The sequence below is a fragment of the Rahnella selenatireducens genome (genome assembly GCF_046449555.1).
Classification (GTDB): Bacteria; Pseudomonadota; Gammaproteobacteria; order Enterobacterales; family Enterobacteriaceae; genus Rahnella; species Rahnella selenatireducens.
In genome coordinates, this window is sequence record NZ_JBKEZJ010000008.1 from 81,808 (window position 1) to 95,726 (window position 13,919).

The window sequence follows — 13,919 nt, forward strand, 5'->3', positions numbered from 1 at the left end:
CATGAGCCAAAACGCCCCGACTTCCGTCAATCATCCGCCGCTGAAAGTGGTCCCGGCACGCTATCCGTGGCGGGTGGCCGGCGCGATTTTTTCAGTTTTTATCCTGCTGGGCATCGTTGAATCGATCGCCACCAACGACCGCTGGGAATGGGGCATTTTTCGCCAGTGGTTCTTTGACCCGGTCATTCTATCCGGGCTGGGGAAAACGCTGCTGCTGACCTTACTGGGCACGCTTTTTGGCATTATTTTAGGGACTGCCCTGGCCCTCGCCCGCCTGTCAAAATCCTATTTAATGAATGCGCTGGCCTGGGGATATATCTGGCTGTTCCGGTCGTTGCCGCTGTTGCTGGTGTTGATCATCCTCTACAACTTTTCGTATCTCTACGACAACCTGTCAGTGGGCATTCCGTTTACCTCTATTTCCTTTTTCAGCACGCCCACCGTGAATTTGCTGGATCAGTTTTCAGTCGCGGTTCTGGGGCTTTCGCTGGTGCAGTCGGCGTATACCGCAGAGATTATCCGTGGCGGGATTTTAGGCGTCGAACACGGCCAGCACGAAGCCGCCGCCGCACTCGGTTTACCGGCCTACCGCCGGACGTTCCGCATCATTTTGCCTCAGGCGCTGCGCTCGATTCTGCCGACCGGTTTTAACGAAGTGATCAGTCTGGCGAAAGGCACATCGATTGTTTATGTGCTTTCCATGCCGGAGCTGTTCTACACCGTGCAGGTGATTTACAACCGCACGCAGCAGGTAATCCCGCTGCTGATGGTGGCGACGGTGTGGTATCTGCTGATCACCACCGTGCTGTCGGTGCTGCAATATTACGTCGAGCGTTATTTCTCGCGCGGCACCGTGCGCCAGGTTGCGCCCACGCCGTTGCAGCGTCTGCGCCAGTGGCGTGTCGCCCGTTCATAATTCTGGAGAAATCTATGTCTGAAGCCTTTGATTTATTTGTAAAACCGCCTCATGACGCGTCCGTTGAACGGTTGTTTCCGCGCCAGACGCAGGCCGCCACCGTCGGGCGCATCGAGATCAATAATCTGAGCAAATACTACGGCGCGCATAAAGCGCTGGATAACGTCAGTCTGAGCATCGAACCCGGCACGGTAACGGTAATCCTTGGCCCGTCCGGCTCGGGGAAATCCACGCTGCTGCGCACTATCAATCATCTGGAACGCGTCGATGAAGGGTTTATCCAGATTGACGGCGATTACATCGGTTACCGCCGCAAAGGCGACACGCTGTACGAGCTCAAAGAACGCGCCATCCTCAAACAACGTACTCACGTTGGCTACGTTTTCCAGAATTTCAATTTATTCCCGCATATGACGGTGCTGGACAACATCATCGAAGCGCCCGTGGTTCACGGTTTGCTGAACCGCAAAGAGGCCATCGCCCGCGCTTATGAGCTGCTGGATACCGTCGGTTTACGCGAAAAAGCCCATGCCTGGCCGCGACATCTTTCCGGCGGCCAGCAACAGCGCATCGCCATCGCCCGCGCCCTGGCGCTCAATCCGAAAGTGATGCTGTTCGACGAACCCACCTCCGCACTCGACCCGGAGCTGGTCGGCGAAGTATTAGACGTCATCAAAAAACTGGCGCAGTCCGGCGTCACGCTGGTGGTGGTGACGCATGAAATCGGCTTTGCGCGACAGGTCGCCGATCAGGTGGTGTTTATGGTAGACGGCGCGGTTGTCGAGAGCGGGAGTGCCACGCAGGTGCTGGACAGGCCGGTGCATAAGCGGACAAAAGCCTTCCTGGAGAAGGTGCTTTAAGATTGGCAAATTTATTCACTTGCAGTGAGGGGCAAGACCTTGGGTTGCCACCCAAACTGACCTCAGGGGTGGCTTATCGCCGCCACCCCAAGAACCCCGGGCTCTTTTACTGCGCGCTACCGCTGGCTGGCACTGTTTCAGCAGCGAGCGATAGCGCGCGGTAAAAAAGACGTGGAGATTCAAAAGAGGTCTCGTCATAGCCCTCTTTTGTCGGTTTCGGCGCAGGGAGTTATGTGATCGCAGTTATCGAAAAAACCGAAACTTTCCCGGTCATACGTTAAAAGCCCCGGTAGCCTACCGGTAATTCACAATCACCTGATTACCGATCACCCGTAACGGCGTATTCATCGATCCGCCACCTGCGACGAAATAGACAAACCGCAGTGGGGAGCTGGCTGTCTGGCCATAAAACGATCGCGTCGAACCGCTGTCGGCATCCAGCCCCACACAGTGATTGACGGTATTGCAAAGCTTCACCTGTAACCCCGCTGGTCTTGCGCCGAGCACTTCATATTTCCAGCTGACTGTGGTGATCGTCGCTGAATTCTTCTGCCTGACCGGTGCGGAATCAGCGGCGACCAGCGGCGGTGAAGACATCATCACGCCCCGGTTTTGCAGCGTCACGCCGCGCTGGGTATCCGACCAGGAGCCTGATGCGGCAACCGCAGGCAGGCTTATCAGGCTGAAGACGAGCAACGCAGCGCGAACCATATTATTCACCACCAATGGTAGCGGTCATGCGGATCTGGCGGCTGTCGGTCATCTCGAGATTCGACATCACCACAATCTGCGGCAGTGAGCGGCGCAGGAAGCGCGACAGCAGCGGACGTAGCGCGTGATTTACCAGCAGGACCGGTGGCGCACTGAGCATATCCTGACGCTGTAACGCGGCTTCTGACTGCGTTAACAGACGATCGGCCAGCCCCGGTTCTAATCCACCGCCGCTTTGCAGCGCCTGTAACAGCAGGCGTTCAAGCGCCGTATCCAGCCCGATAACCTGTACTTCGCCGTTACCCGGGAACCATTGCTGAGTAATCGCCCTGCCCAGCGCGACGCGCACCACAGCCGTCAGTTCATTCGGATCAGGCTGGTTTGGCGCGTATTCCGCCAGCGTTTCGACAATCGTGCGCATGTCGCGAATCGACACACGCTCGGACAACAGATTTTGCAGCACCTTGTGCATGTTGGTCAGGGAAATGACGCCCGGAATGAAATCTTCCGTCAGCTTCGGCATTTCCTTGGTGACGCGTTCCATCAGTTCCTGCGTTTCCTGACGGCCAAACAGTTCTTTGGCGTGCAGGCTGATCAGATGGTTCAGGTGCGTCGCCACTACGGTACTGGCTTCCACTACGGTGAAGCCCTGAATTTGCGCCTGTTCACGCATCGCCGGTTCAATCCACACTGCCGCCAGCCCGAACGCCGGATCGACCGTCGGTTCACCCGGCAGTTCGCCAATGGCGTTACCCGGATTGATCGCCATCCAGCGCCCAGGATGTGCGGTTCCTGTACCAATTTCGACGCCTTTCATCAGAATGCGGTAACCGGCAGGCGGCAGTTCGAGGTTGTCGCGGATGTGGATCACCGGCGGCAGATACCCCATTTCCTGCGCGAATTTCTTACGGATACTGCGGATACGCCCCAGCAGTTCGCCGTTTTGCGCAAAATCCACCATCGGAATCAGGCGGTAGCCCACTTCCATGCCCAGCGGATCTTCAAGCTGTACGTCTGACCAACTCGCTTCCACCAGCTGTTTGCCGCTGTCGGCTGCCGACGGTGCCGCTTCTTTTACCGCAGGGGTTTTCTGCTCCTGACCGCGTGTCCACCACGCCAGCGCCAGCAAAGCGCCGGTGAACAGCAGGAAAACCAGGTTTGGCATGCCCGGCACCATGCCAAGCAGCCCGAGAACACCAGCACTCAGCATCATGACGCGCGGATTGCGGAACAGCTGGGTGACCATCTGCTCGCCGACGTCCTGATTGGTGCCGACGCGGGTGACGATAACACCGGCAGCAGTCGAGATAACCAGCGCCGGGATCTGCGCGACCAGACCGTCACCGATAGTCAGCAAGGTATAACTTTCTGCGGCGTGGCCGAGATCCATACCGTGTTGCAACACGCCCACCAGCAGGCCGCCGACCACGTTGATGATCATGATCATCAGACCGGCGACGGCATCACCGCGCACGAACTTACTCGCACCGTCCATCGAACCGTAGAAGTCTGCTTCCTGCGTGACGTCGCTGCGGCGCTTTTTCGCTTCATCTTCGCCGATTAAACCGGCGTTGAGGTCGGCGTCGATCGCCATCTGTTTACCCGGCATCCCGTCAAGGACGAAACGCGCGCCAACTTCAGCGATACGCCCGGCACCTTTGGTGATAACCATAAAGTTAATCAGCACGAGGATGATAAACACCACGATACCGATGGCGAAGTTACCGCCGACCAGGAAGTGGCCGAACGCTTCGATCACCCGCCCCGCCGCCGCACCGCCGGTGTGACCTTCGAGTAAGATCACACGCGTGGAAGCGACGTTGAGCGACAGACGTAATAAGGTTGAGAACAGCAGGATGGTCGGGAAAGCCGCAAAATCGAGCGTCCGCTGGGTGAACATCGCCACCAGCAACACCATGATAGACAGCGCAATGTTGAACGTGAACAACAAGTCGAGGAGGAACGGCGGCAAAGGCAGCACCATCATCGACAGGATCATCAGGATGAGGATTGGGCCTGCCAGAACCTGCCATTGTCCGGACTTAAAGTTGGCGGGTAAACGCAGCATTGCGGCCAGATTAGCCATGGGTATCACTTTCTCCTGCAAAATCCAGACCGTCAGGCACTGGCAAATGTTGAGGTTTTTTCGGGATCAGTCCGCCTTCGCGCTTCCAGCGTTTAAGCTGATAAACCCAGGCCAGAACTTCGGCAACCGCGGCGTACAGCGCGGTCGGGATTTGATGACCAATTTCACTGTGCCGGTAAAGCGCACGCGCCAGCGGCGGCGCTTCCAGCATCGGAATTTTGTTTTCGGCACCCAGCTCTTTAATGCGCAGCGCCACGTCACCCGCGCCTTTCGCCAGCACTCTCGGCGCGCTCATTTTGTTTTCGCTGTACTGCAACGCGACGGCGTAGTGCGTCGGGTTAGTCACAATGACGTCGGCTTTCGGCACATCGGCCATCATGCGGCGGCGTGCCATGGCGCGCTGTTGCTGGCGGATACGGCCTTTAACATGCGGGTCGCCTTCCTGACTTTTATGTTCGTCGCGGATATCCTGCTTACTCATGCGCAGTTTTTTCAGGTTGCTCCAGATTTGCCAGAACACGTCGAATGCCACCATCGGCGTTAACCCGAGAACCACCATCAGCCCGCAAAATGCCACCATGTTCAGCGCTTCGCCGAGTGCGGGGATCGTCGGCTGCGCCATCAGCCGCATCATGTCCGGCCATTTGTGCCACACATAAAAACCGGCGACAGAGCCGACCAGCAGCGCTTTCAGGATGGCCTTGAGCAGTTCGGCCAGCACCTGACCGGAGAACAAACGCTTAAATCCGGCAATCGGATCCATGCGGCTGAATTTCGGTGCAAATGATTTCCCGCTGAACATCAGCCCGCCGAGCAACAGCGGCGCGGCCAGCGCGATCAGGATCAGGCCGCCGATCACCGGCAATAATGCCCAGACAGCGCGACCCAGCAGTGTCGCCATTTGCTGCAATACCTGGCGGTCATCGCTGACCATGCCGTGATCAAACTTCAGCCCCTGCGAAATCATCACACCCAGCTGACGCGCCATCGATTCACCGGAAACCCACAGCAACGTCAAACCGCCCCCGAGCATCAACATCGAGGTCAGTTCGCGCGAACGCGGGATTTGCCCTTCTTCACGGGCTTTTTCCAGCCTGTGGGATGTGGGGGCTTCTGTTTTTTCGAGATCGCTGTCTTCAGCCACCGGTGTTTCCTGTCAGCATTTACCCGGCACAAAGAGCGACGGGCACAATTTCATGCATAGCATGACAAAATCGGGCTGACACCATAGGTGGAAAAGAGGCAGGTTTTGAGGTCTGTTTACTAAATCAAATGAACAAATTTCTCGAAGATCCTTAAGCTGGCGGGCGCCGCTTTAGGAATTCACTGACTTTCCGTGGGTTTATTCTTATGGAATGATCAAAAAATAGCATATGTGTCCTTCCTTTTTGAGAAGTTTAGACGTTAGAATCCCTCCGCCAAACTGATTAGTTTTTATTTTGTGGATAGCACTGCTGTGTAAAATTCATTACCCAAAATCACCGTTAATCGTCCTGAAAAAATGAGTTTTCTTTCACGTTGATTTCAGACGACATTATTACATTACCGTTTTTTCTGATATTTCCCTGATCATGCATAACTGACAATTGTGGAACTGTCTGCGAAAAATCTCGCCGGTAAAAAAATAACATCCCTTACCCTGTCTTTGTTCCGTGACTAAACAGTCCCATAAGAACATAAATCATCTGCAATTAATCAAGGAAAGAAAAAATATGAGTGGGAGAAAGTACTTAACTCAGGTTGAGATGGAGAAACTCGTCGGTACGGTTTCGGCAGGAATTAACAAAACTCGCGATAAATGCATGTTGTTGATGTGTTTTATTCACGGCCTTCGTGTCAGCGAGTTGGCTAATTTACGGGTTAAGGACATTGAGCTTTCGACCAAGATAATTTATATCACCCGCCTCAAAAACGGTTTCTCTGTTCAGCATCCCATTCAGGACAGGGAGATGACTTTTATTAAAGAGTGGCTTGAAATACGGTCACAATATCTGGATGCAGACTCAGAATGGTTATTTCTTTCCCGTCATGGCGGTCAGCTATCACGACAACAACTCTATCGTTTGTTCCGTAAATACGGCGAGGACGCGGGAATTAACGTGGCGGTTCATCCGCATATGCTCAGACACGCCTGCGGTTATGCGCTGGCAGATACCGGCTGCGACACCCGGCTGATTCAGGATTATCTCGGGCACAGGAATATTCAGAACACGGTAATTTATACCGCCAGTAACGCCGGGCGTTTCCGTTCAATCACCATATAACGGGCGTTACCTTTTTACGTTTCTGCCCGTCAGGTGCCGCATACGCGGCTCGCCGGGCTTACGGGAGTCGCGGGGATTGCGAAATCCCCAACAAATCACATCCCGTTTTTGAGCAGCAAAAACAATTCTGCATCTGTCGTGATGTGCATTTTACGCATGACATTGCACTTGTGAGCACTGACGGTTTTGATACTGAGTTTTTTCAATTCCGCAATCTGGCTGAGGCTCATGCCGTTGAGCAGATATTTGATGATCTCATTTTCACTCTGCGTCAGCCGGAACCCGGTGCGCTGACTGGTCGCATCCTGCTCGGCTAACGTGCAGCAAATCAGCGGACTTAACACTTTCTTTTTCGCCAGCGCATGGCGGAATAAATCGTCGGTAACCACCGGCGACTCTCCACGCGCAATCAGGCTGATATTGCTGAATTTGAGCAATTTTTTCAGTTTATCGGCGTCGTGACACAGCGTATACACCACGATGATCAGCTGCGGAAATTGCAGGCTCAGGCGCTGGAGAATTTCCTGCCCTTCCTGAACACTTTCCTGATAGCCATGAAGATCGGTGATCAGAATGTCCACCGACTGGTACATCAGGCCTTCTGCAATGCGGCCCAGACTGGTCTCTTCCATCCGGATATCGCAGGTCTCGTCGATGGAGTTAACCAGATAGGACAGCCCGGAAAGCGTCAGCGGATGGCTGTCCATCAGGGCGATCGTCCGGGGTTTGATGTGGGCGTGAATCATGGTGTAGCTCCCTGACTTACCGGGAATAAATGCCCGGTAAGTGGCTCAGTCATCTGAAATTACATGATCGCGGACGGGCCGATTTTGGCCATCCACGTCCCCTGGGCAAAGAGCTCGCTGTCATTGTGAAACCCCAGTTTCATCATTGCATTGCGCTTATGCGTGCTGACTGTGCGGATATCCCTGTGGAGTGTTTGCGCGACACGCGAGACGCTCAGACCAGAGAACAGATACGCGAGAACGTCCAGCTCACGCGCAGTGAGTGGCGTCGTCTGTCGGGTACCGGAGAGAATTTGCCGCGCACGCGGGCTTAACCACTGTGTTGCACCGGCCAGCACTTCGGTGACGCATTGCTCCAGTGCCAGTACCGGCTCATTTTTGAGCAGCAGGCCGTGAGCCCCGGACGATGCCAAAAGTTCGAGGATCCGGTGGTCACTGTAGTCCGTACAAATCACAATTTTCATGGCAGGACTGGACGCCACGATCTGGGAAAGCAGGCGTAACCCGTCGAGCACTGATTCCTTTTCACCGCAAATATCCATAATCAGCAACGCAGGCGGTGCGTCGGCGATTTTCTCCGGGATGGCGGCAAGCGACTGAACATAGGTAAAAGGTCCGGTGATCCCGGCGGACTCGACCAGCATTTTTTTCACGCCCAGCGCGGTGACCGGGCAGGCATCCATGATGAACGCCCCCTGCGGATAGGCGGCCGCGGCCCCAGAAATGAAGGCATGCTGATGAAATCTGACGCTGTTTAAACTGTTCATAATGTCTTCCTTGTATTTTCAGTGATCCTTTCCGTGCCTGATTGCACGAAACGAATTCCCTTCTGGTGAACAACATCCATTGTTCACCGCTTAATGAATTCCCTTTCCCGCCAGCCCCTCCGGTGACAGACGGGAAAGATGGCGATATTACTGATAGGTAAAGTTAATTTGTGTCAGGCTCACCAGTGAGCCTGCCGTGACCTCGCCGCTCGTGGTGTAAGGCCGCGCGGCCAGCTCGTACACCGCACTTCTCTGGGCATCGACATCGGCGCTTAACTGACTGCCGGGCGCCAGTACCACCGTTTTATCGGCATCGGTGACCAGTTGCACGCCAACATGGGTGGCTGTTCCGCTGTTGCTGTAAAGCGTCGCGTCATCCTGCGCCGGGGTGCCGGTGAAATTAGCGATGACGCTGGAAACCGTTGCAGGGCAATTGTTCAGCCTGACTTCAAAGGATTTCCAGTCCCCGCCTGCACCTGCCGTCGCCAGATCCTTTTTGATGATGAGCTGGCCAAAATCCACATCGCGGCTGACTGACGCGGTATCCACAATGCACGGGCTGCTGACGACTTTCCCGTTGATATTCAGATCTGCGGCGTTAGCAGTAGCCGCGCTGACCGCCACTACCAGCAGCAGAACGCCCTGAATACTTTTTATTGGCTTCATTGAATGTCTCCCATGACGGCCCGTGCCCGCCCTCCGTCACTGGTAGGTAAAGGTGGCTTGTACAGAACCGATGATCGTTCCTGGCATGACAGAACCGGCGGTCGTGAACGCGCGGGCCTGCAACGGGTAGACCACTTCATGGGTGCTGGCATCAACATCTACCGCGTACGTCGCGCCGTTACCCAGTTGCTTACCTGCCGTGTTTTGCAGTTCCACTTCTACGTTGGTCGCGGTGCCGGTATTGGCGTACAGGTTGGCGTTCGCCGAGGCAGGCGTACCCGCAAAAGTCGCGGTGCTGACGGTAGTGGTTGCCGGGCAGTTAATCAGTTTCAGATCAAACGTTTTCCATCCACCTGATTCGCCCGCGGTCGCCAGCGCCGTGGCTTCCAGCGTATCGAGCGTCACCTGCACCGGAGCACCGGCATTATCGACGGTACAGGCAGAGGCCACGACCGTGCCGTTAATATTGATTTGTGTCGGATCCGCAAAGCTGCTCTGGCTCAGGCCAGCAAAAATGACCAGCGCCAGCGATGAAGTTTTCATAAGTCCTTTCATGTTATTTCCTGTTTTCACGTTGATAAAAGTCATGTTGAAAATTGTGTTTAGTGAACGTGCGACGTTACTCGTAGATAAACGTCGCCAGCAGCACACCGTTTATCGTTCCCGGCGTCACATTGCCGTTAACGGTATACGCGCGAGCCTGCAGGTCGAATTCAGCGCCACGGCTGGCCGAATCAATATTTTTTGTATACTGAACGGCGTTACCCAGACGCGTTCCCTCGCTGTTTTGCACTTCGATTTGCGCGTTTTCCGCCGTACCGGTGTTGGCATACATCGTGCTGTCATCGTTATCGGGCGTGCCGCTCATCGTCAGGGTGACCGTCGCGGTTGACGTCGGGCAGGCGGTCAGCGCGATGGAAAATGATTTCCAGTCCGACGCTGCGCCCGGTGCGACCAGACTGGCGGCCTGGATGTTTTGCCCCAGATCGACATTCAGCCCGCCGGCCGGCACGTTGATCGTGCACGGCGACGCCTTGATGTTGCCGGTAATATTCATGATGGTGTCGGCTTTCGCGACCTGTGAGACCAGGACAAAAGCCGTACCCAGCACCAGCGCCGTCACAATTTTCTGTTTATTCCGTTGAGAGTTCATCGTACTCATCTCCTTATCTTTCCCTGTCAGTCACGCTGCGCTTCGGGCCCAGGCATTACTGAATTTCAGCGCGGATCGTGGCCGTTGCCGTGAAGTTCCCGGTATCTGGCATATTCCCCGTGGTGTTAAAGGGATATAAGTTGATTTCCGATGTTCCCACCTGAGACGTGTAATCCATGTTCAGCGGCAGGAAACCGCTTACTGGCGCAACGGTTGCCCCCGCAGCATTGAGGATCCGCACCGCCACATCGCCGTTGGTGGTCGCCAGCGCGGTCGGATCATTACCATCCGGCGTCCCCTGGAAGGAGAGACTGACCTGAACACCTTCGGAGATGTTGGTACAGGCGACGTTGAAAGCGACATTCTTCGGCGTGAAGTTTTTCGCCATCTCGCCTTTGGTAGAAATATCACCGGACATGATGTCGCCGAAAGGCACGGTGATCACACCGCCGCCGTTGATCACGCAGGACTGCGGCACGGTGACCGTTCCGCTCATCCAGACGGTTGATACCGGCGTCGGGGACTGCGTCGTGGCATCGGTCGCGATATACACATCAACAATTTTCGTCAGAGGGATGGTCTGGACACCAACAAAAGGACGGCGGAAGTACAATGACACCGAGCCTCTGGACCCTGTCGCATACGGGTATCTGTCGCAACTGGTCGCCGTATTGAGGTTGCTGCGCCCGTCAAACGGCGTCGCGATAAAGTCATTCACCTTCCCGGCGATGTACACCTTACTGGCCACCGCGAGGTAATCGTTGATCGCGTAATAATTCAGCGTACCGTCGCTGTAGACCATGCCGGTGTCCGGTACTTTGGCGGTCGCATATGCGCCGGTGTAGCTACCGGTACAGGAACAGGTGACGTTATAGTTTCCGGTAAGATTCCAGGTAAACGCATCCGGCTTCACCATCCCGGCGGTGTTTTGCGCCGGGTCACTCAGCAGATAATCCATGCCGAAGTTATAGGTTTTGGTGCCGTCCGTTGGCTGACAGCTCGCCGCCTGCGCAGTGCTGCTCATCGCCCAGACGGTCAGACTAAAACAGACCAGCGCGCAGGTTTTTCCCCAGAAAGAGGTGCGGGGATGTATGATTTCAGACGCCATTTGTATGTTTTCCCTTTCCAGTGACTGCTCAGGATGTTGATTATTCATTTCCGTATTTCCCCTCACCGGCAGGCTCCGTTAACCATCTGAATCCCCGAACCGGCAGGCTGCTCAGACAGGGTGTAATTCACCTGACACGCTTGTGACGCGCCGCTGCCCCATTTCACATCCAGTTTGCCCGCATCCGCCAGACCGGACAGATACACTTGTCCGCTGTCGCCCACGATGCTGCTGTTGCCGTTTTTGCCGGAGCTGTTTGTCGCCATTGCACCAAACGGAACCGGCTGCCCATCGGCACGGGTCAGGGTCATCAGGACACGCTGGCCGACGTTAGGATCGAAGTCCGCACGCACCACCGCGCCGCGGGTCGGGATCACCGCCGTACTGGTCAGCGTCATGTCGACGTCATCCGGTAACGTTGCGGTATCGAGTGAAATCTGGTTGCGACGGTACGCCGTGGCATACGGCACCACCGCATAACCGCGCCAGTCGGTTTTTACACCGGTGTTGCTGGCAATGCTGACGCCATCCGCGCCCGGCGCTTTCACCAGAACAATGGTTTCGCTCAGCGGTTGCGACAACGTCACACCGTTTTCATGCACCAGAATGCCGCCCTGCAGGCCGTAATCCATGCGACGCTGGCTGTTGTCGTAACCGTAACCGGCGTTAACTTCGCCATAACCGCCTTTATAGTCCGCACTCGCGTACCCGTTGGAGCCCTGCCCCTGGCTGCCATAACCCTGATTGATGCTGTAGTTCAGGTTGTTATCCGCCAGCGTGGTTCCGCTCAGACCGACGTTTTGCGTGGTGTTGCCGTTTTTGCTGGTGTTGAGGTTGTACGTGGCATAACTGCCCGCCAGCCACTGACCCAGCGGCACGCTAATATTGACCGCGACAATCTGATCGGTGTAATACGTGCGGTTGCCGTTACTGTCAGTGCCGTTGCGGTTGTAGGTGTAATTGAGGCCATAGGAAACGCCTTTCCAGGTGTTGTTGTAACCCACGCTGGCAGACTCGGTAGAACGGTTGTTATTCCAGTATTCCTCTTTGACCAGGCTCAGGGACATCGCACCGGCTTTTTCCCATAAGTTCTGGCTCAGCGTCAGTTCTGCGCGGCTCTTCTTATGATCGGAGTAATAGCCGTTACCGCCGGAGTAACTCTCCAGCGCCTCTTTCAGCGTATAGAAGCCCTGCGTGGAATAGCGGTAACTGGCCAGACTGAAGTTCGTGCCCGATTCCACGAAGCTTTTACCGTAACGCACACGGTATGACTGACCGCTGTCTTTCGGGTTATCTTCCTGCTTGGTCCAGGCCTGCGTCACATCAGCCGACAATGCACCGATGGCCCCGAGGTTTTGCCCGAGCCCCATCGCCAGCGACTGATATTTACTCGCTGCCTGCAAACCGCCGTACACCGTTGCGCCGTGGGATAAACCATAAATGGCCGTGCCCTGCGTGAACGGCGTCTTCTCAACATCGCTGCTGTAAGAACGGTACTGACCGCTGGTGAAGCTGTATTTCAGATGGCCTTCACGCTGAAGCACCGGCACCGAAGCGAACGGTACAACCAGATTCTGCTCACTGCCGTCGGCTTCTTTGATGGTCACGTTCAGGTCACCACTGCCCGCTGTCGGATACAGGTCGGAAATCGCAAACGCACCCGCGGGCACGTAACTCTGGTAAATGACGTAACCGTTCTGGCGGATCGTGACCTGTGCATTACTGCGCGCAATCCCGCGCACAACCGGCGAATAGCCTTTCATGCTGTCGGGCAACATGTCGTCATCCGTTGCCAGCTGAACCCCGCGGAATGGCACGGTGTCGAAAACTTCCGTCGGTGAGTTGCTGTCACCGAGCGTCAGCTGGCTTTTGAGCACCTGAATATCGCGCTGCAAATACGTATTAATGGAATCCCAGTGATCGGTTCCTTTGCTGTCGCGGTTCCAGGTCGAATAGTTACGCAAACGCCAGGCACCCAGATTCGCGCCAGAACGCAGATTCAGGTAATAGGTATTGGAATTACGGGTGTCGCTACTACGCGCTTCGGTATTCGCACCGCTGAAGCTGTAGTTCATCAGGAATGCCGGAATGCCCGAATCCCATTTATCAGGAGACACGTAGCCGCGCGCCTGAGAATTGAGTGAGGCCTGAGGAATGCTCAGATCGAGACGTTGCTGGTCAAAACGCAGCGCTGCGGCAGACTGAGGGATTTCGCCTGCAAAGTTGGCGCATTCATCCGTAGCTGCAATGCCCGGATACATCCCCGTTTTGACGCCCATGTCTTTGAGCATTTCGGTGCTCAGGCAAGGCTGAAGGCTCTTTTTGCCCGAACTGTCAGTGACAAGAGAGAATTTAATGTCTTTGGTATCGACCATCGAACCATTGAGATAAATATCAACGCGGTATGTGCCCGGTGGCTGCAAGTCCCCTTCTTCAAAAACAGAAAGATCGGCTTTCCCCTGTGCAGGGTTATCAATTTCCAGTAATGCCGGGTTGAAATATTCCGCCGCACTGGCCATCCCTGCACCGCCCATTAACATCGCGAACTGACAGGAAACCAGCCATGCAATCCGGGAGCGTTTAAAGCCGGTCGAAGTCTTATTCTTCGGTTTTTTGTTCATTCGTATAATTCCATTTTTCAA

General features: G+C 55.2%; 13 protein-coding genes. 3 read left to right on the forward strand and 10 right to left on the reverse strand.

The features are described from left to right. Position 1 precedes the first annotated feature (1 nt). Positions 2 to 916 carry an amino acid ABC transporter permease gene (locus ACLBVC_RS14610; protein ID WP_410150227.1) on the forward strand — a complete coding sequence of 305 codons (915 nt, stop codon included), beginning with the start codon at positions 2 to 4 and terminating at the stop codon, positions 914 to 916. Positions 917 to 930: 14 nt separating this feature from the next. Further along, positions 931 to 1,776, forward strand: coding sequence for an amino acid ABC transporter ATP-binding protein (locus tag ACLBVC_RS14615; RefSeq protein WP_410150228.1), 846 nt, complete (start codon positions 931 to 933; stop codon positions 1,774 to 1,776). A gap of 294 nt (positions 1,777 to 2,070) precedes the next feature. On the opposite strand, the gene ACLBVC_RS14620 is transcribed toward ACLBVC_RS14615, so the two are convergent. The 3 genes from ACLBVC_RS14620 to flhB are packed head-to-tail and all read right to left on the reverse strand — an operon-like array spanning position 2,071 to position 5,717. Continuing rightward, positions 2,071 to 2,487, reverse strand: a complete 417-nt coding sequence (locus ACLBVC_RS14620; protein WP_410150229.1) for a flagellar protein FlhE — start codon at positions 2,485 to 2,487, stop codon at positions 2,071 to 2,073. 1 nt (position 2,488) lies between these two features. Continuing rightward, entirely contained in the window at positions 2,489 to 4,573 is a 2,085-nt protein-coding gene (gene flhA, locus ACLBVC_RS14625) for a flagellar biosynthesis protein FlhA (RefSeq protein ID WP_410150230.1), read from the reverse strand. Next, a complete protein-coding gene (gene flhB / locus ACLBVC_RS14630) occupies positions 4,566 to 5,717 on the reverse strand; it encodes a flagellar biosynthesis protein FlhB (RefSeq protein ID WP_410150231.1) in 1,152 nt (383 codons plus the stop codon). Before flhB ends, flhA begins: the two co-directional genes overlap by 8 nt. Positions 5,718 to 6,267: 550 nt before the next feature. On the opposite strand from flhB, the gene ACLBVC_RS14635 reads away from it, so the two are divergent. After that, positions 6,268 to 6,837: a tyrosine-type DNA invertase gene (locus ACLBVC_RS14635; protein ID WP_410150368.1), complete on the forward strand. Its 570-nt coding sequence runs from the start codon at positions 6,268 to 6,270 to the stop codon at positions 6,835 to 6,837. A gap of 95 nt (positions 6,838 to 6,932) precedes the next feature. Here the strand turns inward: ACLBVC_RS14635 and ACLBVC_RS14640 are convergent, their stop codons facing one another. From ACLBVC_RS14640 to ACLBVC_RS14670, 7 genes are all read right to left on the reverse strand, one after another. After that, positions 6,933 to 7,583, reverse strand: coding sequence for a response regulator transcription factor (locus ACLBVC_RS14640; protein ID WP_410150232.1), 651 nt, complete (start codon positions 7,581 to 7,583; stop codon positions 6,933 to 6,935). Positions 7,584 to 7,642: 59 nt separating this feature from the next. Continuing rightward, a complete protein-coding gene (locus tag ACLBVC_RS14645) occupies positions 7,643 to 8,350 on the reverse strand; it encodes a LuxR C-terminal-related transcriptional regulator (RefSeq protein WP_410150233.1) in 708 nt (235 codons plus the stop codon). Positions 8,351 to 8,497: 147 nt separating this feature from the next. Further along, entirely contained in the window at positions 8,498 to 9,016 is a 519-nt protein-coding gene (locus ACLBVC_RS14650; protein WP_410150234.1) for a fimbrial protein, read from the reverse strand. Positions 9,017 to 9,052: 36 nt separating this feature from the next. Further along, a complete protein-coding gene (locus ACLBVC_RS14655; protein ID WP_410150235.1) occupies positions 9,053 to 9,571 on the reverse strand; it encodes a fimbrial protein in 519 nt (172 codons plus the stop codon). A 64-nt stretch (positions 9,572 to 9,635) separates the two neighbouring features. Further along, positions 9,636 to 10,169, reverse strand: coding sequence for a fimbrial protein (locus ACLBVC_RS14660; RefSeq protein WP_410150236.1), 534 nt, complete (start codon positions 10,167 to 10,169; stop codon positions 9,636 to 9,638). Between the two features lie 55 nt (positions 10,170 to 10,224). Beyond that, the gene (locus tag ACLBVC_RS14665) at positions 10,225 to 11,325 is read right to left on the reverse strand and encodes a fimbrial protein (RefSeq protein ID WP_410150237.1); all 1,101 of its coding nucleotides are present in this window, start codon (positions 11,323 to 11,325) and stop codon (positions 10,225 to 10,227) included. A gap of 14 nt (positions 11,326 to 11,339) precedes the next feature. Beyond that, the gene (locus ACLBVC_RS14670; protein ID WP_410150238.1) at positions 11,340 to 13,898 is read right to left on the reverse strand and encodes a fimbria/pilus outer membrane usher protein; all 2,559 of its coding nucleotides are present in this window, start codon (positions 13,896 to 13,898) and stop codon (positions 11,340 to 11,342) included. Between the last annotated feature and the right edge of the window lie 21 nt (positions 13,899 to 13,919).